The organism is Cellulomonas sp. URHB0016 (genome assembly GCF_054057935.1).
Genome location: NZ_JBSRZU010000001.1, coordinates 2,214,059 through 2,232,716, shown reverse-complemented (window position 1 = coordinate 2,232,716; position 18,658 = coordinate 2,214,059). Strand labels below are relative to the sequence as shown.

The following is an 18,658-nucleotide window of genomic DNA, read 5'->3' as shown; positions in this document are numbered from 1 at the left end:
ATGTCTGCTCGACCAGAGCTCGCAGGGATCGGCGCCACGACGGCCCGCCCGGGCCCACGTCCCGCCCTCAACCGCCGCGCTGTCGTGGCGATGGTGGTGATCGGCGCCGTGCTCGCGTACCTCGTGCAGGCGGTCGTCCTGCCGGTCCCACGCGCCGCGGCCACGTCGGTCGGCTCGGGCAGCTACGCGGAGGGCACGCCGCCCGGCGGGGCCGTCCCCACCGAGTGCCCCAACACGCCGATCGCCGACCCGCGCGCCCACGTCACGTCGAGCTTCCCCGCGGGTGCGGTCCCCACGAACGACTGGTGGACGTCCCTGCTGTGGCGCAAGTTCGACTGCGCGTCGATCTCCGAGAACCTCATGGCGCACCCGCTCGCGTTCCACGCCTTCACCGACGGCCTCGGGGTGAGCTACCCGACGACGCCCTCGATCTCCGGCACGGCGACCGGCGTGAGCGAGTACCACTACACCTACGCGGAGGACTTCCGGCTCGGCATCGCCGGGCTCTCCTCGGACGGCAAGGTCGACGGCTACTCCGACTGGACCGTGAGCGAGCTGTGGAGCAACGGCAGCAGCAGCCTGCGCACCACGTTCGGGCACGGGCTGCCCTTCGTCTACGCGACGAAGACCGGCGGGAACGCCACCCTCACCGGTACGGCCGAGCCGACGGTGTGGAGCAACGGCGGCGCGGCCATCGGCTACACGATCAACGGCCACGACTACGCGGCCTTCGCGCCGACCGGTTCCACGTGGAACGTCTCCGGCAGCACCATCAGCTCGTCGCTCAACGGTGGCGCGTACTTCTCCGTCGCCGTGCTCCCGACCACCTCCGGCACCAGCACCGCGGACAAGCTGGCCGCGCTCAACGCCTACGCGCCGTACGCCCACAACCACGTCACGGGCACCAAGGTGTCGTGGTCGTACGACGAGTCCACCGCGAAGATGACGGCGACGTACTCCTTCACGACGGTGGCCAAGCAGGGCTCCGCCACCGGCACGGTGTACGCGCTGTACCCGCACCAGCGGGACCACCTCACCGGCGTGACCCTCACCGGCTACTCGTACATCTCCCCGCGCGGGCCGATGAAGGTCGTGGTCGGCGGCACGCAGTTCCAGACGGTGACCCCGTTCAACGGCGTGCTCCCGCAGCTCGCCAACACGGGCTTCGCGGCCGGGTCGGCCGACGCGTCCCAGCTCGACGGGTACGTGAAGCAGGTCGCGGGCAGCGACCCGTTCGCCGGCTTCGGTGACGACACCTACTGGACCGGCAAGGCGTTCGGGCGGGCCGCCCAGGTCGCGCAGCTGGCCAACCTCACCGGCAACACGTCCGCGCGCGACTCCCTCGTCGGCGCGATCCGGACCCGTCTGACGGACTGGATGACGGCATCGCCCGGCGAGTCGACGCGGTCGTTCTGGTACAACCCGGCCTGGGGCACGCTGATCGGCTACCCCGCGTCGTACGGCTCCGACACCGACCTCAACGACCACCACTTCCACTACGGCTACTTCGTGGTCGGCGCGGCGACGGTCGCCGAGTTCGACCCGTCGTGGGCCGCGGACTCCGCCTACGGCGGCATGGTCAACACCGTCATCAAGGACGCGGCCAACTGGGACCGCACCGACACCCGCTTCCCGTTCCTGCGCGACTTCGACATCTACGCGGGCCACGACTGGGCCGCCGGCCACGGCGCGTTCGGTGCGGGCAACAACCAGGAGTCGTCGTCCGAGGGCATGAACTTCGCCAGCGGGCTCATCCAGTGGGGCCAGGCGACGGGCAACAAGACCGTCCGTGACCTGGGCATCTACCTGTACACCACGCAGGCGTCCGCCATCGAGAACTACTGGTTCGACACCGACGACGAGGCGTTCCCGGCGGCGTTCGGGCACTCCGCGGTCGGCATGGTGTGGGGCGACGGCGGCTCGTACTCCACGTGGTTCAGCGCCGAGCCGGAGATGATCCAGGGCATCAACCTGCTGCCCAGCACCGCCGGCCACCTGTACCTGGGCTACGACCCGGCGTACATCAAGCGCAACCTCGCCGAGCTCGAACGCAACAACGGGGGCCCGGCCACGGTGTGGAAGGACATCCTCTGGGAGTTCCAGGCCCTCGCCGACGCCCCGACGGCCCTGTCGGAGTTCCGGTCGCAGTCCGACTCGTACGCGATCGAGGAGGGCGAGTCGAAGGCGCACACCTTCTACTGGCTGAAGAACCTCGCCGGTCTCGGCACGGTGGACAGGTCCGTCACCGCGAACACCCCGCTGCACGCCGTCTTCGTCAAGAACGGGGTCCGCACGTACGAGGCCGCGAACCTGAGCGGGTCGGCGATCACCGTGACCTTCTCCAACGGCGTCGCGCTGAACGTCCCCGCCCGCTCCGTCGCGAGCTCCACCGGGACCAGCGGCACGGGCGGCGGTGACACGACCGCGCCGTCGACCCCGTCGAACCTGGCGGCGTCGAGCACCACGTCGAGCTCGACGAGCCTGTCGTGGTCGGCCTCGACCGACAACGTGGGCGTCGCCGGCTACGAGGTGCTGCGGAACGGCTCGGTGGTCGCCACGGTGACCGGGACGTCGTACACGGCGACCGGCCTGTCGGCCTCCACGGCGTACACGTTCGCGGTGCGGGCGGTCGACGCGGCGGGCAACCGCTCGTCGAGCAGCAGCACGGTGCCCGTCACGACGTCGGGCGCAGCCGGGGACACGACCGCGCCGTCGACCCCCTCGGGGCTCTCGGCATCGGGCACCACGGCGAGCTCGACGAGCCTGTCGTGGTACGCGTCCACCGACGACGTGGGCGTCACCGGGTACGAGGTGCTCCGCAACGGGTCGGTGGTCGGCACGGTGACCGGCACGTCGTACGCGGCGACAGGCTTGTCGGCGTCGACCGCGTACACGTTCGCGGTGCGGGCGGTCGACGCGGCGGGCAACCGCTCGTCGAGCAGCGCCTCGGTCGCCGTCACCACGTCGGGCGCAGCCGGCGGCGGCGACACGACCGCGCCGTCGATCCCCTCGGGGCTCTGGGCGTCGGGCACCACGTCGAGCTCGACGAGCCTGTCGTGGTCGGCGTCGACCGACGACGTGGGCGTCACCGGGTACGAGGTGCTCCGCAACGGGTCGGTGGTCGGCACGGTGACCGGGACGTCCTACGCGGCGACGGGGCTGTCGGCCTCGACCGCGTACACGTTCGGGGTGCGGGCGGTCGACGCGGCGGGCAACCGCTCGTCGAGCAGCGCGACGGTGGCCGTCACCACGTCGGGCGCGTCGTCCGGCACCGGCCCCGACGCCACGTCACGGATCCAGGCCGAGGCGTACGACGGGATGTCAGGGGTCGCGAAGCAGGAGACGCAGGACGTCGGCGGCGGTGAGAACGTCGCGTGGATCGCCAACGGCGACCACCTCCGGTTCGACGACGTCGCCTTCGGCAGCACGGCGCGCACGCAGTTCAGCGCGCGCGTCGCGTCCGGGGCCGGCGGGGGAGTCAGCGGCCTGGTGGTCGTGCGGCTCGACAGCCTGACGGCCCAGCCGGTCGGGAGCTTCGCCATCGACAGCACGGGTGGCTGGCAGAGCTGGCGGACCGTCCCGACGAACATCCAGGGCGTGACCGGCACGCACACGGTGTACCTGACGTTCGAGTCCGGGCAGCCGGCCGACTACGTCAACGTCAACTGGCTGACATTCAGCTAAGGGGACCCGGCTGGTCCTGCGCCGCTACGGCGGGACCGGAAGACGCGGCAGCCAGGCGGCGGTGGACGAGCTCCACCGCCGCTTGGCGTGTTCCGCCGTGCGGGTGCCGACGCGTGCCGCCGGCGATCGCGACGGCCGTGGTGAGCCGGTGGTGTGGGCGCCGGGCGGCGCCGAGCACTCTCGGTTCGCTGGTCCCGTGGTGGACGGTGAGCAGAAGGGCCGGCGCGGCCCTCAGCGTGAGCCGAGGGCCGCGTCGACCAGGACCTCCGCGGCGCGGCGGGCCTGCACTGCGGCGTCGGGGCGCCCGGCGATCGCCGCCGTCGTCTGAGCCCCCTCGGCGAGCAGCGCGAGCTGCGCCCCGAGCGACTCGTCGGCCCCGGCCTCGACGGCGAGCCGCGCGAGGTGGTCCTGGAAGGACTGCTTGTGCTCGCGTGCCGCGGCAGCGACGGCGGGTGAGGTCGCACCGAGCTCACCGAAGGCGTTGATGAAGCCGCAGCCGCGGAAGGTGTCGTCGCGGAACCAGACCTCGAGGAAGTCGAACACGGCGAGGAGCCGCTGGCGCGGGTCGTCGAGCCCGGCGGCCGTCCGGGCCAGGCCGTCCTCCCACTGGCGGTGGCGCGACGCGAGCACGGCGAGGACGAGCTGTTCCTTGCCCGGGAACTCGGCGTAGAGGCGCTTGAGGGAGACGCCGGCGGCGGTCCGCACCTCGTCCATCCCGACCGCGGTGATGCCGCGGGCGTAGAACAGCGCCGCGGCAGCCGTGACGACCCGCTCGCGCGTGTCGGTCGTCGAACCGGTCTGGTGTGCCATGGTGCCACCGCCCCTCGCCGGGCGCCGTCACCCGAGATTCCGTGCCCGGGTGCTTGCGCCGAGAACGCTGGTTCTCTACTGTAGGCGACACCGGCGGAGAACGATCGTTCTCCCAGGACGAAGAGGGGCACGACATGGGTCGCATCACGGTCGGCACGGAGAACTCGGTCGACATCGAGCTGCACTACGAGGACAAGGGCACGGGCCAGCCCGTCGTCCTCATCCACGGCTTCCCGCTCGACGGCAACTCGTGGGAGGGCCAGACCGCGGCCCTCCTCGATGCCGGCTACCGCGTCATCACGTACGACCGCCGGGGCTTCGGCCAGTCGAGCCAGCCGTCTGTCGGTTACGACTACGACACGTTCGCGGCCGACCTCCACACGGTCCTCGAGACGCTGGACCTGCACGACGTGGTCCTCGTCGGCTTCTCGATGGGCACAGGCGAGGTGGCGCGCTACCTGGGCACCTACGGCTCGGCGCGCGTCGCCAAGGCCGCGTTCCTCGCGTCCCTCGAGCCCTTCCTCACGCAGACCGACGACAACCCGGAGGGCGCGGTCCCGGCCTCGTTCTTCGAGGGCGTCGCGGCGAGCGTCCGCGCGGACCGGTACGCCTACTTCACGGGCTTCTACCAGGACTTCTTCAACCTCGACGAGAACCTCGGCACGCGCATCAGCGAGGAGCAGGTGCGGCACGCGTGGGACGTCGCCGCGGGCTCGGGCTCGGTCGCCTCGGCCGCCGCGCCGCTCACGTGGGGCACCGACTTCCGCTCGGACATCCCCAAGATCGACGTGCCGTCCCTCATCCTGCACGGCACCGGCGACCGCATCCTGCCCGTCGACGCCACGGCCCGCCGGTTCCTCAAGGAGCTCCCGTCGGCCGAGTACGTCGAGATCGACGGTGCACCGCACGGCCTGCTGACCACCCACACCGCTGAGGTCAACGAGGCGCTGCTGGCGTTCCTCGCGGGCTGACCCGCCCGACGACGGCGGTGGCCTGACCGGGGTCGACGGTGGTCGCACACCGTCGACCCCGGTCAGATGCCACCCCTGCGGACTCGGGCAGCCGTCGCGTCGCGTTCCTGAGAATCCGCTCTGAATCACCACGATTCGGACCTGCCCGAAGGCCCTTGCCCCTAGCCTCGCAAAGGTCCGCCGGCATCTAGCGAGGAGGCTCACATGCACGCAGCTCATGCAGGTCAGCAGAGAACCACCTGGAGGAAGCGGGTCGCCACAGGGCGGGTCGCGCGGGTGGTGACGATCGGTGCCGCCGCAGTGCTGGCCATCGTGCTCGGCACGGCTCAGGCGGCGTCGGCCGGCATCACGTCCATCTCCGTGTCGGCGGTCGGATCCAAGGCGCAAGCCACCGTGGCCGGCACGACGTACGGCCCGTTGGAGGTCTCGATCTCGGTCACCGCGTGCGACACCAAGGCCGACGGGCACCACGCGGAAGGCTGGCTCAGCGTCTACAACCAGATCCATGAAGAGGTGAAGACGGTGAAGGCGAAGGCGTACGGCGGCAACGGAACCTGCGTGACGGCCAAGGCCACGGTCGCATGCGCCGACACCCACTCCCTCGTTCTCTCGACACACACCATGGAAGGTTCGGAGATACTCAGCGGGGGGCAGTACGAGAAGACCTTCGCGGGCTGCTGATATAGGCCTGGCCGGCCGGCCGGCGCGGTGCTTCGCTCGAAGGATGTGCTGGGCGTGCACGGTGCTCGACCAGCTAGCCCTGACCTCGTCCTCGAAGCATGTCCAGGCCCCGCTGCGCGCTGCGCTCGGCGGGGCCTGGACCGGCCCGACGAGTTCCGGCCCGGGAGCTCCGTCGAGGAGCTCGGTCCATGCACGCCACCTGCGTCTGGCACTGACCTGAGCGACCGCGAATCATCGATGCGCGGTTTCGCCCGCTCGCCGGCTGAGAGCATGTGCCATGCCGAATCGACTGAGCCTCCCGCGGGCGAGCTCGGAGAAGTTCGGGCTGGAGTACCGCGAGCTGGTGATCGACGGCCGTCCGCTCCGAGGGTTGCTGCAGCACGCCGACCCGCAGGACCGAGAGCTGGACGGCGCCGGTCTCGGTCCTGTCGGCGAGAACGTCTCCGTGCTCGTGCAGAACTGGCCGGTGGCGGGATACCACGGTGCCCGTGAACTGCTCGGCGAGCGGGTTCCAGAGCTTCCCGTCGGTCGCGTGCTGCTGTACGTCTGCCGGCGTGCGGGGACATCGGGGCGGGGCCGTCGAACTACATCTGGGACGTGCTCCTCTGCCCGCGGACGACCGAGGAGTACGCCGCGCTGACGTCCGCGCTCGAGGCGTTGACGAGCGAGCCGGACATCGCCGGCACGGCCGAGGCCGCGCTGGAGGCACTGAAGGGGTGAGCGACCACCGGGGCTCTGCCGGCCCGGTCAGGTGGAGTCGCGCGCGACCACGTGGAACACGTCGTCGGGCCGCACCGGCGGGTCCTCGCGGTCGTCGAGCGCCGCGAGGACCGACGCCACCAGGTAGCTCGCCTGCGCGTCGATGGCCTGCCACACCGTGGTGAGCGCGGGGGCGGCGAGGCGTGCCGCCGGGATGTCGTCGACCCCGATGACCGCCACGTCCGCCGGCACCTGCAGCCCCTCGGCCCGCAGGCCGGACAGGACGGCGAGCGCGACCTCGTCGTTGTACGCCGCCACAGCCGTCACCGGGTCGCCGCCGGAGCGCCACCGGCGGACGGCCGCGACGGCCGAGGCGACGTCGAGGTCGACGGACTGGACGACGGGGCGCGGCAGGCCGCGCCGCTCGCACTCCAGCACCACACCGGCCAGACGCCGGTCGGCGAACGCCGCGAGCCGGTCGTCCGCGGGTGCGGCGTACGCCAGGACCCGGTGGCCCCGGCCGGCGAGGTGCTCGACCTGCAGACCGCCGATGCTGGCCTGCGGGACGACGAAGGTCTCGGGGTGCGGGTCCTCGTCGAGCGCGGAGCCGACCACCTGGATGCCGGCCCGGCGCATGGCCCGTTCGTCCGTCTCGGCGAACGGCGCGAGGCCGAGCACGGCGCACGGCGTGACGGTCCGCCACAGCTCCGACAGCGGACGGTTGCTGCGGCCGTTGTGCACGAGCATCGACAGGCCGTGGTCCGCCAGCTCGGTGGTGAGGTGGTCGATCAGCGTGTCGATGACGGGGCCGACGGTCCAGTTGGGCAGGACGCACAGGACCAGGTCGCTGCGTCCTGAGCGCAGGGTCCGCGCGGCGGCGGACGGGGTGTAGCCCAGGCGCTCGGCGGTGGTCAGGACCCGGAGCCGGGTGGCCTCGGTGATGGTGACGCCGTCCTTGGAGTTGAGCACGTAGCTCACCGTCGTCCGCGAGACGCCGCTCTCCCGGGCGACGTCAGCACTCGTCACCCGCGGCACGGTTCTCCTCTTCGCGACCCAGCCCGACTCGGCACACCTTAGTGGAGCGACCGCACGCGTAGTGCGTCCGTCTGTGAACGTCTTTGCGCCGGTCAGGGCCTCGGGACGGGCATATCGGGAGGACCTCCCACCGAGGAACCGTGAGGCGTCCGGCCCGTCATGAGTGGGGCTTCTTGACGGTGTCGCTCAGCAGGGCGCTCCCGCCCCGCTTGGCGACCGGCGCGTTGGTGTTCTGGAAGCCGGTCAGGTAGCCGCTCTCGTGATGCTGGGGAACGAGGTGACCGCCTCGCTTGTCGTTCTCGCCGGCTCGGTGGTCGTTCCATCCGCGGCTGAAGGCGACGGGCACGGCGACGTGCGGCTGGCCCGTGCCCGCCGCAGTGACGCCGGCCGCGTACTCGGTGAACCCCCGTGCGGCGACCCGGCCCGCCGGCGCGGCGCCCTGGAGCTGCGCCAGGCTCGCCCGCGCGTGCGCGACACCACCCCAGTAGTCCTGGAACGCCGACGTGGCGGCCGTGTGCCCCCCGACGGGGGCGACGGCGCTGCCGTGTGCGTGGCCCTCGCCCGCCCAGTAGTCCGCGGCCCCCTCGGCACCGGCCGTGGTGGCCGGCGGCTGGGTTCCGGCCGGGCTCGTCATCGCGTGCTGGACGCCTGCGCGGTAGTCGGCGATCCCGGCGGCCTCCGCCGTGGTGGCTGGGGCCAGCACGGCGGTGTGGGCGTGCGCGCGGGCGTCGTCCACGCCGTGCCAGTAGTCGGTGCCCGCCGCGACCGCCGAGGCACCGGCACCCGCGAGGGGGATCCCGCGGGGGGCCGTCCGGACGGCGGCGAGGGCGTTGCGGTACTCGTCGAACGCCGCCCGGTCCAGCAGGCGGGCCGGGGGAGCGCTCAGGTCGCGCCGCGCCGCGGCCAGGCCCGCCGTGTACGCCACGTGACCGGTGCTCCGGACCGCCTCCGGAAGGGTGGTCGGGACGGCGTCGGGCCGCCCCGCGCGCGCCCGGGCCCCGCCCTGCGCGTGCAGGTAGCCGCCGACGAAGCCGCCGATCGTCTGGTCCGTCGCCGCGTCGGGTGCGCCGGACCCGGCGGCCATCCCGTCCGCACAGTCCTGCCAGCCGCGCGCCTGCCCGCTGCGGGCCGCGTCGACGGCGAGGCCTGCCTTCCGCTCCTCGACCCCGTCGTGGTAGTCGGCGAACCCCACGGCGCTGCCACCGCCGGCGGGCCGGGCGCCCGTGAGCGACGCGAGGCTCAGCCGTGCGGCGGCGACGCCCGCCCGGTAGGCCGCGTGCCCGGCGGCCGCGGCGGAGCTGTCCCCGGCGTACGCCGTGGCCGGCGGGTCGGTGCGGCCCAGCTCGACCCCCTGCCAGTACTGGGTCCACGCGGCGGTCGTGGCCTCGCTCGTCGCGGGTGGGGGTGCGGAGCGTGTGCCCGCCTCGGCCTTCGCGATGCCCCCCAGGTACTCGTCGAACGCCAGGCCGGCGCCCCGGGAGGCCGGCCTGGCTGCGGTCCGGTCCGCCCGCGCGGCGGCGAGGCCCGTCAGGTAGTCGGCGTGCCCGGCGCCGAGGAGCGCGTCCTGGGTGCCCGCCCCCGTCGGTGCCGGGGCCCCCTCGCGGGCGGTCGCCGCGCCCCGGCCGAACAGGAAGCCGCTCGCGTAGCCACCCTCGCCCCGGCTCGGCTTCGCGCCCGCGTCGCCCTCGGCCAGGCCCGCCGCGCAGTCCGACCAGCCGCGCGCGTGCCCGGCCCGGCCCGGGTCGGCGGCCTGACCCGCCTGTGCGCCGTCGACGCCCTGCCGGTAGTCGTCGAACCCTTCGCGCGCACCGCCGCCCACCGGAGGGGTCCCGGTGAGCGAGCCCAGGTCTTTCGCGGCCTGGTCCACACCCGTGAGGTACTCCGCGTGCCCGACGGCCCCGGCCGAGCTCGTCCCGGCGTAGGGCGTGCCCGTCCGGCTCGCGTCGACGCCCTGCCAGTACTCGGTCCAGGCGGCCGTCGTCGCCTCGCTGCCGGCGGGCGGTGGCACCGTCCGTGCGCCCGTCCGGGCCTGCGCGAGGCCGGCGAGGAACTCGTCGAACGCGAGTGCCGCCGCCCGGGGTGCCGGCTTGGCGGCGCCCCGGTCCTTGCGGGCGGCGTGCAGCCCGGCGAGGTAGTCGGTGTGGCCACCTCCGGCGATCGCGTCCTCGATGCCGGCCCCCGTCGGGGCGGCCGCACCGGCTCGCGCGGTCGCGCCACCCTTCCCGTACAGGTACCCGACGGCGAACCCGCCGTCCGTCCGGCTGGGAGGGGCCGTACCAGCCGCGCCCTCGGCGATGCCCGCCGAGCAGTCCGCCCAGCCGCGCCCGTGCCCGGCCCGCCCCGGATCGGCGGCCTGGCCGGCGCGGGCGGCCTCGACCCCGTGCCGGTAGTCGTCGAACCCCTCATGCCCGCCGCCCCCCGCGGGGAGCGCACCGGTGAGCGAGCCGAGGTCCTGCGCGGCCAGGTCGACGCCCGCGCGGTAGTCGGCCGCCGCCGCCCTCGTCACGGCGTCGGGCCCCGCGTAGGGGACCCCCGGCAGGTGCGTGCGCGCGAAGTCGGCGCCCGCCCAGTAGCTCGCCACCGTGCCGACCAGGACGAGCGTCGGGGTCGCGGGCACCGTCGCCCGGGCGTTCGCCCGCGCGAAGGCCACACCCTCGAGCACCTCGTGGTGCCCGAGGAGGCCGCCCTGCACCACCGGTGGCACCGCGGCGAGGTCGGCGAGGGTCCTCTCGGCGCCGTCCCAGTACGCCAGGTGCCCCTCCACCTGGGCCAGTCCGCCTGCCGGGGGCGCGCCTCTCGCCGACGCCCTGGCGTGCTCCACCCCGGCCCAGTAGTCGTCGTGCCCCGCCTTCTCGGCGACCTTGCCGACCGGCGGGGCCGCCTGCGGGTGGGTGCGGGCGTGCTTCACGCCCTCCCAGTACGCCGCGTGCCCCGCGATCTCCGCGCGGTTGCCGACCGGCGGTGCCGTCAGCGGCTGCAGCTTGCCCTGGGCGGCGCCGGCCCAGAACTCCTTGTGGGCGTCCACGGTGGCCTGCGGCCCCAGCGGTGGCGCCGTCAACGGGTTCGTGCGGCCGTGCTCGATGCCCTGGTCGTAGTCCTGGTAGCCCATGAGGTACCCGCGCCCGAACCGCGTGGCGGCGACCGGACCCGCCCGGGAGGCGGCCACCCCCTGGCCGTAGTGGGCGTGGCCGGCCAGGTAGACGGAGTTCCCGGCGGCGGACGCGGGCAACCCCGCCCGGGCCTCGTCCGCGCCGCGCCAGCGCTCCGCGAGGATGTGCGGACGGAACGGCGACGGCGGCGGCGCCTTGGGTTTCTTCTTCTTGCCGGACGTCTTGCCGAGGGGGAGCTCGCCGCTGAGGGTCCCGGTGTGGACGCCCTTGTAGGTGGGCAGGTGGACCCACGACGCGCCCTTGGGTACCGGGTACTCCTCGTCGAGCTTCGCCGGCTTGGTGAAGGTCAACGGGCTCGGGATCGAGATGGTCAGGGTGCCGGCCTTCCCGCCGGGCTTGGCGACGGCGCCCGCGTTCGTCACGCCGGGACCGTCGGCCACCTCCTCCCACTTCGCGAACAGCCGCGACGCGTACTTGAACGTGCTGTCGGTCGGTTTGACGCCGGTCTTGATGGCGGCGAGGCGCTTCTCGGCGGCGTACGTGGGGTCACGGGCCAGGCGCTTGTGCAGCCGCGGCGCCGAGTCGGTGCTGTAGTCGATGTGCACGTGGTACCGGAACCAGGACGACTTCGCGGCGAGCTTGACCCATCCCTCGATGGCGTTGCTGTGGTCGGTGTTCGTGGGCCGCTGCGGGAAGGCCGTCAGGTTCTGGTCCGCGTGGTCCTCGTCGGGCTTGCCGGGGCCTCCGAGCTTCGCGTTGAGCAGGTGCCCCTGGCAGTACTCCCCGTCGGCGGTCGCCGCACTGAAGAGCCGCGTGTAGTCGTACGGACCGAACCCCTCCTCGCTGCCGGGCTCCGAGCCCTTCTCGTAATCCGGGCCGACGACGGCGTCCACCTCCGTCCCCTGCTTGGTCACCGGCTCGACCGGCTTCCACTCGGCCGCGTTCACCAGGTCGCGCTGGACGGCGACGGCTCGCCCCGGCCCGGCCCCGGGCCGCTGCGCGGGCTGGACCGGCTCCGGCGCCGACCGGGCGGGTGGCGCGGCGGCTGCTCGGGACGAGTGCGCCGCGAGCAGTGCCGACACCGCGCGGTTGCCCGCCCCGCGCTGCAGGGCGACCAGCTGTACCGGGGTCGGGGAGGCCACCGACCGGGCGGGGGACGGGTCGACCGGGGACCGCGGCGCCGGCCGGTGCAGTGGCCGGTGCGGGCCTCGAGCGCGGACATCCGGGGCGGAGGTCACCGCCCGTGCCGAGGATCCCCGCCCCATGAGGCTCAGGGTCGCTCCGCGCGCGCGGCCCACGGAAGGCCCTTTCGGGCAGGATGGGACGCCCTTTCGGGCAGGGCGGCCGGCCATGGCACCGGCGTGGCGATCCCGGTCGCCCGGCGCCACCGGAGCAGCCGTCTCACGGGGAAGACCCGGCCCGGCGACAGTGTTCTGCTGACCGGGCCAGAGAGAGGTGCAGGCATGAGTGAGGTGGGCGCCACGACCGTCGACAGGGACGATCCGCGGACGATGATCGAGTTCAGCGTGCTGCTCGCCCACGGCCGGCTCGCCGGGCGGAGGTTCGCGTCGCGCGCCGACGCCGAGGCGTGGGCCCGCACCGACGAGGGCGACCAAGTCGTCGAGTACAACCTCGTGTGCGAGTGCGCCGTCTGACCGTGGAGCGGGCGCCACGCCCGAAGAGGTCGCCCCCAAGCCGGTCGTCGGTACCGTGATCGTCATGGTCGACCCCGCTCTCCTCGACTGGCTGCTCGACACCGACCCGGCCCTGCGCTGGCAGGTCGAGCGCGACCTCGCGGAGGCTCCACCGGAGGTGTGGGAGGCGACGCGAGCGAGGGTCGCCACCGAGGGGTTCGGGGCGCGGCTGCTCGCCGAGCAGGACCCGGACGGGCAGTGGGCGGGAGGAGCGTTCTTCCCGAAGGGCTTCACGGGAGAGACGCCCGACGACCCCGGGCAGCCGTGGACCGCGACCACGTGGACCCTCTGCTCGCTGCGGGAGTGGGGGGTGGACGCCGCGGCGCTCGCGGGCACGGCCGACCTGCTCGCCGCGCACAGCCGCTGGGAGTACGACGACCTGCCGTACTGGGGCGGTGAGGTCGACTGCTGCATCAACGCGTGGACGCTGGCCAACGGCGTCTGGCTCGGGGCGGACGTCTCGGGGATCGCCCGGTGGTTCGTCGAGCACCAGATGGACGAGGGCGGCTGGAACTGCGAGTGGGAGGCCGGCTCCACGCGCTCGTCGTTCCACTCCACGCTCAACTCGCTCAAGGGCATCCTCGCGTACGAGATGGCGACCGGACCCGACGAGGAGCTGCACGCCGCTCGTCGCGCGGGCGAGGAGTACCTGCTGAGCCGGCGGCTGCTGCACCGGGCGACGACGGGCGAGCTCGTCGGGCCGTGGACGACGCGGTTCACCTACCCGCCGCGCGCGGTGTTCAGCGCGCTCAACGCGACCGACTACTTCCGGGCGGCGGCCCTGCACGACGGGCTGCCGCCCGACCCCCGGCTCGCGGACGCCATCGACGTGGTCCGGTCCCGGCGGCAGCCGGACGGCAGGTGGCTGCAGGACTACCGGCTGCCCGGTCGCGTCTGGTTCGACGTCGACGTGCCGCCCGGCGAGCCGTCGCCGTGGCTGACGTTCACCGCCATCCGGGTGCTGGCCTGGTGGGACGGGGCTGAGCGCGGCTGAGGCGCCGGGTCGAGCCGCCGCGGCGACCTGCTGCCGGCCGTCTCACGGGACGGCGAGCTCGGAGGCCCGGGCCGGCGCGGTGGCTCAGCGGAGCGCGTGCTGCCGCAGCAGCGCCCGGACCTCGCTCTCGAGCGTGGGCGCCGGCCCGTCCACCGGGACGCCCGGCGCCACCACGGTGACGGGCAGCACCGCGACCGGGCCGGCCGGCACGCCCCACCCGTCGTACCAGGAGCTGATCTGGGCGGACGACGCCGCGTAGACGATGCGGCCGAGCCCCACCCACGCGTGCGCGGCCGCGCACATCGGACAGTGCTCGCCCGACGTGTAGACGGTCGCGGCCGCGCGGTCGGCCGGGCTCACGTGGCGTGCCGACCACCGGGCGATCTCGAGCTCGGGGTGCCGGGTGTGGTCACCGTCCTGCACCCGGTTCCTGTCCTCGAACAGCACGCGGCCCGACGCGTCGACCAGGACCGAGCCGTAGGGCTCGTCGCCGTCGTCCAACGCCTCGCGGGCCAGCTCGACGGCTCGGGCCAGGTGCGCCAGGTCGGTCGCGGAGAGGGTCATCGCCCCACCCTCGCACCGTCAGGTCACATCCGTGTTGCGCCTGTCAGCGCCGGTTACCACGCTGGACGGACCACCTCGTCCGGGCCCGGGCGGTCCGGTCCTCACTCCCAGCGTCCTCACACCGGAGGTGCCGCGCGTGCGCAAGGTCGTCGTGTACGAGCTGGTGTCCCTCGACGGCGTCGCGGAGAGCCCCGACGGGTTCATCGTCGACTGGGACGACGAGATGGACGCCAACCTGGCCGCCGTCATCGGGACGCAGGACGCCGTCGTCCTGGGCCGGCGCAGCTACGACGAGTGGGCGGGGTTCTGGCCGGGCAGCGAGATCGAGCCGTTCGCCACGTTCATCAACGGGGTCACGAAGTACGTGGCGACGTCGAGGCGGCTCGACCCGACGTGGGCCGGGACGACCGTCGTCGACGGCGACCTCGTGGAGCTCGTGCGGGACCTCAAGCGCGGGCCGGGGGGTGACATCGGTGTGCATGCGAGCATCTCGGTCGCCCGGACCCTGCTCGCCGCGAGCCTCGTCGACGAGCTGCGGCTGGTCATCGCCCCGGCGGTCGCCGGGAGCGGTCGCAGGCTTCTCGACGGGGTGCCGCCGACCCGGTTCGAGACGGTGGCGAGCACGACCTCACCGACCGGCCATCTTCTCGTCACCTTCCGCGTGACCGGGTAGGCGATCGGTTCCGCGTCGAGCGCGGACGGCGCGCCCGGCCGGAGCGGCTCCGGCCGGGCGCACGTGCCGTGCGGGTGGCTCAGCTGAGCCGGCGCAGCCGCAGGGGGTTGGTCCGGGTCTCCCCGAAGACGAACCACGACGTGGCCCCGACGTGCTGGACCTGGAAGTAGCCGAACCCGAACCCGGTGTCGAGGAGGCTCGACGCGGCGACGATCCCGCCGTCGGCGTCCACCCCGCCCAGGTGCTGCCCGACGCCGAGCACGTCCTGCGCGTGCTGGGCCTGGCCGAGCAGCCGGTCGGCCGCGGGCTTGTCGCCGCGCCGGCTGCGGTCCAGCAGGGCCGTGGCGAGCTGGTTGGTGCCTTCCAGCCACACGCCCTGGGGGTGCACGGTGATGCCGTTGTACTGCGCGGTCGACGTGAGGCTCGCCGTGCTGAACGTGACGCCGGAGATGGTCTCGCCGTCGGGGAGCTGGGACGTCGGGGCGTTCGCGTCGTCCGTGGTGGCGAGCGCCGACCCGGCCCAGTCGAGGGCCCCGGCGTACCGCCGCTCGCGCAGCGCGAGCCAGCTCCAGGTGGCCGTGTCGAGCGGCACGGGGAACGTGTTGATCGCGACGCCGTCGTTGGTGCCGGTCCAGAACGTGCCTGCGGCCGGGTCCCACATGCGGTCGACGAACGCGCGCGCGTGGTCGACGGCCGCGGACCACGCCCTGTCGTGCGTGAGCTCGCGGAGCATCGAGAAGAACGCGACGCAGTCGATGTTGTGCTCCGTGGAGCCGTTGGGCACCGGCACGTTCGAGCCGTTGACGCCGAACGAGAACCCTCCGAGCGGCTGCTCGGACCACGTGTTGGTGGTGATCCAGGTGCCGATGCGGACGGCGGCGTCGAGGTAGCGCCGGTCGCGGGTGCGCGCGAAGAGCTGGAGGAGCGCGATGCCGGGCCACGCCATGTCGCCCACGGCGGTGCCGAGGAACCCGAACTGCCAGCCGATGTTGGCCGAGCCGTCGGGCAGGACGAACCCGTAGGGCTGCGGGTTGCCGTCGTAGAACGTGTACGGGCCGACGTTGTACCCCTGGCGGAGGCGGCCGTCGGAGTAGCCGGGGTCGTGCTCCTGGGCGTAGATGATGCCGTCGCCGATGGTCCGGGCGGTCTGCTCGGCGGCACGGCTGCCGTCGGCGAGGAGGGCGATGACGGCGAGGGCGCTGTCGTACACGAATGCGGTGCTGAACAGACCGAGCTCGTCGGCGTAGCTCTGCGGCAGGCGGGGGCCGGTGTTGAGGGCGGGGTAGGCGTCGGTGGCGGACTGCAGGAAGGCGACGGCGGCCTTGCGGGCAGCGGCGGGGCCGCCGTGCGGGTGGCCGTGGGCGGCGAGCGGGGCGGAGGTGGGGACGCCACGGGCGGCTCCGCTGGTCACGCCTGCGGCGACGGCGGCGGCCGCACCGGTCAGGACGAGGAACGACCGCCGCGACAGCGGCGGAAGGGCGCGGGGTGACTGAGAGGTGGTGACGGGATCGATCGTGGTGTCCGGCATCGCGGGGTACCCCTCCAGGGCAGGCGAGTGGGCCGCGACGGTGCGGCCCGTGACCACCGTAGGGACGCATCGGGCACAACGGAAGATCTGGAGGTATCGGAGATGTGCGCGCGTCCAGCCGAAACGGTGACACGTGTCGATTCGCAGAGGCCATCTGTAGGTGACACGTGTCGACGGCCTGGCTCACGAGGCGTCCGGGCGCCGGGTGACGAGCTCGTGCCGGTCGCCGATGGTGGCGCCGCCGAACGCACCGGTGGCCGCCGTCAGGGGACGTGACGGCGGCCACCGGCCGGTCGGGCTCACACGCTCACGGGGTGGTCAGGGGGTGAGGACCACCTTCGTGCACTCGTCCTCCTTGTCGCGGAACGTCCGGTACGCCTCCGGCGCCTCCGCGAGCGGCAGCCGGTGCGAGATGACGAACGAGGGGTCGATGTCGCCGTCGAGGATGTGCTGCAGCAGACGATCGGTGTACCGCTGGACGTGGCACTGGCCGGTGCGGATCCGCAGCGCCCTGTTCATGACGGTGCCGAGCGGGAACTTGTCCACGAACCCGCCGTACACGCCGACGATCGAGACGACCCCGCCGCTGCGCACGTTGAGGATCGCCTCGCGCAGCGCCATGGTGCGGTCCGTCTGGGCGCGGACGGTCTGCTTCACCTTGTCGTACGCGTGCAGGGCGCCGACGTCGTGGTGCGCCTCCATCCCGACGCAGTCGATGACCGAGTCCGGGCCCCGGCCCGCCGTGAGGTCCTGCAGCACCTCCCGGACGTCGTTCTCCTCGTAGTTCAGCGGGACCGCCCCGGCGTGCTCCTGCGCGAGACGCAGGCGGTACGGGAACCGGTCGATGACGACGACCTGCTCGGCGCCGAGCAGCCGCGCGCTCGCGGCCGCCAGCAGTCCCACCGGGCCGGCCCCCCAGATCGCCACGGTGTGGCCGGGCTGGATGTCGCACATCTCGGCACCCATGTACGCCGTCGGGAAGATGTCCGAGAGGAAGAGCACCTTCTCGTCCGGGACGTCCGCCTCGATCTTCACCGGCCCGACGTCCGCGAACGGCACCCGGACGTACTCGGCCTGCCCGCCGGCGAACCCGCCGAGCATGTGCGAGTACCCGAAGATGCCGGCCGGCGAGTAGCCCATCAGCTTCTCGGCCATCCCCGCGTTCGGGTTCGAGTTCTCGCACAGCGAGTACCGCTCGGCCGCGCACTGCTCGCACGCGCCGCACGCGATGGGGAACGGGACGACCACCCGGTCACCGACCCGCACGTCGCGCACGTCCGGCCCCACGTCCACGACCTCGCCCATGAACTCGTGCCCGAGGACGTCGCCCTTCTCCATGGTGGGGATGTACCCGTCGTACATGTGCAGGTCCGAGCCGCACACCGCGGTCGACGTGATGCGGACGATCGCGTCCTTGCGGTTCAGGATCGACGGGTCCGGGACGTCGACGACCTCGAGCTTCTCCTTGCCGAGCCACACGTTCGCCTTCATGTCACTCACCCGCCCCGACGCCGACGCGCTGGCCGCCGACGGGCTGGGCGGCCCGCTGGTGCGCCTGGTCCCGGGCCTTGGTGCCCACCGGGCTGCCGTCGGACGCGACCACCTCACCGGTCTCCGCGACCTGCTTGAACCGCCGCAGGTCGTCGTGCACCTGCTGACGGGGCTGCTCGCCGAACAGCGCGGCCACCAGCTCGCCGATCTTCCCGCCGGGCGTCCGGTAGGCGAGGTCGACCCGGACCTCGGTGCCCCGGCCGGCGGGCGCCTCCGTGAAGGTGACCGTGCCCGAGTTGTCCACGTCCGCGCCCTCGACCGACGCCCAGTGCAGCAGGGTCGGACGGACGGACTCGACGATCCGTGCGTCCCACTCCACGGTGCGTCCCGCCGGTGCGGACGCCCGCCAGTGCGTGGTGCCGTCCGGCCTGACCTCGACGTCCTCCACATGGGCCATGAAGGTCGGTAACCGGGTGAGGTCCGCCCAGAGGTCGAAGACCTCCTCGATGGGCCGCCGGATCGTGATCGCCGCGTGCACGTCCATGGATGACACCTCCGAGCCGGCGGCCGGAGAATCGGGCGCCGAAGTTCGGTGCGCGGTCCGCTGCTGGGCCGTCGGGGGTGCCCCTCGCGGGGGCTCCTCGACGAGCGTGCGCGAGGGCTGCGGAGCGCGCAACCGGGCGCGGTGGCTCCTCCGAGCCGGCCGGTCGAGGCTGACGAGCCG

The 18,658-nt window shown here is 73.4% G+C and carries 14 protein-coding genes; 7 read left to right on the top strand and 7 right to left on the bottom strand.

Translation table 11 applies throughout. The annotated features are described in order from the left end of the window. A complete protein-coding gene (locus tag ACVW07_RS10280) occupies positions 1–3,684 on the top strand; it encodes a glycosyl hydrolase (RefSeq protein WP_456819151.1) in 3,684 nt (1,227 codons plus the stop codon). Between the two features lie 231 nt (positions 3,685–3,915). On the opposite strand, the gene ACVW07_RS10275 is transcribed toward ACVW07_RS10280, so the two are convergent. Then, entirely contained in the window at positions 3,916–4,494 is a 579-nt protein-coding gene (locus ACVW07_RS10275; protein ID WP_456819150.1) for a TetR/AcrR family transcriptional regulator, read from the bottom strand. A 134-nt stretch (positions 4,495–4,628) separates the two neighbouring features. Here ACVW07_RS10275 and ACVW07_RS10270 point away from each other — a divergent pair, with 134 nt between their 5' ends. From ACVW07_RS10270 to ACVW07_RS10260, 3 genes are all read left to right on the top strand, one after another. After that, positions 4,629–5,465, top strand: a complete 837-nt coding sequence (locus ACVW07_RS10270; protein WP_456819149.1) for an alpha/beta fold hydrolase — start codon at positions 4,629–4,631, stop codon at positions 5,463–5,465. A gap of 204 nt (positions 5,466–5,669) precedes the next feature. Beyond that, positions 5,670–6,146, top strand: coding sequence for a hypothetical protein (locus ACVW07_RS10265; protein ID WP_456819148.1), 477 nt, complete (start codon positions 5,670–5,672; stop codon positions 6,144–6,146). A gap of 597 nt (positions 6,147–6,743) precedes the next feature. After that, the gene (locus tag ACVW07_RS10260) at positions 6,744–6,866 is read left to right on the top strand and encodes a hypothetical protein (RefSeq protein WP_456819147.1); all 123 of its coding nucleotides are present in this window, start codon (positions 6,744–6,746) and stop codon (positions 6,864–6,866) included. Positions 6,867–6,893: 27 nt separating this feature from the next. Here the strand turns inward: ACVW07_RS10260 and ACVW07_RS10255 are convergent, their stop codons facing one another. Both ACVW07_RS10255 and ACVW07_RS10250 read right to left on the bottom strand, forming a co-directional pair. Beyond that, positions 6,894–7,871: a LacI family DNA-binding transcriptional regulator gene (locus ACVW07_RS10255; RefSeq protein ID WP_456819146.1), complete on the bottom strand. Its 978-nt coding sequence runs from the start codon at positions 7,869–7,871 to the stop codon at positions 6,894–6,896. Positions 7,872–8,037: 166 nt separating this feature from the next. Then, positions 8,038–12,132 carry a hypothetical protein gene (locus ACVW07_RS10250; protein ID WP_456819145.1) on the bottom strand — a complete coding sequence of 1,365 codons (4,095 nt, stop codon included), beginning with the start codon at positions 12,130–12,132 and terminating at the stop codon, positions 8,038–8,040. A gap of 321 nt (positions 12,133–12,453) precedes the next feature. Between ACVW07_RS10250 and ACVW07_RS10245 the strand changes: the two genes are divergently transcribed. Together ACVW07_RS10245 and ACVW07_RS10240 are read left to right on the top strand one after the other, a co-directional pair. Beyond that, positions 12,454–12,645, top strand: a complete 192-nt coding sequence (locus tag ACVW07_RS10245; protein ID WP_456819144.1) for a hypothetical protein — start codon at positions 12,454–12,456, stop codon at positions 12,643–12,645. Between the two features lie 64 nt (positions 12,646–12,709). Then, entirely contained in the window at positions 12,710–13,678 is a 969-nt protein-coding gene (locus tag ACVW07_RS10240; protein ID WP_456819143.1) for a squalene cyclase, read from the top strand. Positions 13,679–13,762: 84 nt separating this feature from the next. On the opposite strand, the gene ACVW07_RS10235 is transcribed toward ACVW07_RS10240, so the two are convergent. Beyond that, complete coding sequence (locus ACVW07_RS10235; protein WP_456819142.1) at positions 13,763–14,242, bottom strand: nucleoside deaminase; 480 nt, start codon at positions 14,240–14,242, stop codon at positions 13,763–13,765. A 136-nt stretch (positions 14,243–14,378) separates the two neighbouring features. Between ACVW07_RS10235 and ACVW07_RS10230 the strand changes: the two genes are divergently transcribed. Beyond that, positions 14,379–14,915: a dihydrofolate reductase family protein gene (locus tag ACVW07_RS10230; protein WP_456819141.1), complete on the top strand. Its 537-nt coding sequence runs from the start codon at positions 14,379–14,381 to the stop codon at positions 14,913–14,915. A gap of 79 nt (positions 14,916–14,994) precedes the next feature. On the opposite strand, the gene ACVW07_RS10225 is transcribed toward ACVW07_RS10230, so the two are convergent. The 3 genes from ACVW07_RS10225 to ACVW07_RS10215 all read right to left on the bottom strand — a co-directional run bounded on the left by ACVW07_RS10225 (position 14,995) and on the right by ACVW07_RS10215 (position 18,478). Further along, on the bottom strand, positions 14,995–16,443 hold the full coding sequence (locus ACVW07_RS10225) for a Tat pathway signal sequence domain protein (RefSeq protein WP_456819140.1): 1,449 nt from the start codon (positions 16,441–16,443) through the stop codon (positions 14,995–14,997). A 318-nt stretch (positions 16,444–16,761) separates the two neighbouring features. Then, a complete protein-coding gene (locus ACVW07_RS10220) occupies positions 16,762–17,934 on the bottom strand; it encodes a zinc-dependent alcohol dehydrogenase (protein WP_456819139.1) in 1,173 nt (390 codons plus the stop codon). 1 nt (position 17,935) lies between these two features. Then, positions 17,936–18,478, bottom strand: a complete 543-nt coding sequence (locus ACVW07_RS10215) for an SRPBCC family protein (RefSeq protein ID WP_456819138.1) — start codon at positions 18,476–18,478, stop codon at positions 17,936–17,938. Positions 18,479–18,658: the final 180 nt, after the last annotated feature.

Bases quoted from the DNA above. Each gene is read 5' to 3' on its own strand.
- ACVW07_RS10280 (WP_456819151.1), top strand. From the start codon at position 1: ATGTCTGCTCGACCAGAGCTCGCAGGGATCGGCGCCACGACGGCCCGC.
- ACVW07_RS10275 (WP_456819150.1), bottom strand. From the start codon at position 4,494: ATGGCACACCAGACCGGTTCGACGACCGACACGCGCGAGCGGGTCGTC.
- ACVW07_RS10270 (WP_456819149.1), top strand. From the start codon at position 4,629: ATGGGTCGCATCACGGTCGGCACGGAGAACTCGGTCGACATCGAGCTG.
- ACVW07_RS10265 (WP_456819148.1), top strand. From the start codon at position 5,670: ATGCACGCAGCTCATGCAGGTCAGCAGAGAACCACCTGGAGGAAGCGG.
- ACVW07_RS10245 (WP_456819144.1), top strand. From the start codon at position 12,454: ATGAGTGAGGTGGGCGCCACGACCGTCGACAGGGACGATCCGCGGACG.
- ACVW07_RS10240 (WP_456819143.1), top strand. From the start codon at position 12,710: ATGGTCGACCCCGCTCTCCTCGACTGGCTGCTCGACACCGACCCGGCC.
- ACVW07_RS10235 (WP_456819142.1), bottom strand. From the start codon at position 14,242: ATGACCCTCTCCGCGACCGACCTGGCGCACCTGGCCCGAGCCGTCGAG.
- ACVW07_RS10225 (WP_456819140.1), bottom strand. From the start codon at position 16,443: ATGCCGGACACCACGATCGATCCCGTCACCACCTCTCAGTCACCCCGC.
- ACVW07_RS10220 (WP_456819139.1), bottom strand. From the start codon at position 17,934: ATGAAGGCGAACGTGTGGCTCGGCAAGGAGAAGCTCGAGGTCGTCGAC.
- ACVW07_RS10215 (WP_456819138.1), bottom strand. From the start codon at position 18,478: ATGGACGTGCACGCGGCGATCACGATCCGGCGGCCCATCGAGGAGGTC.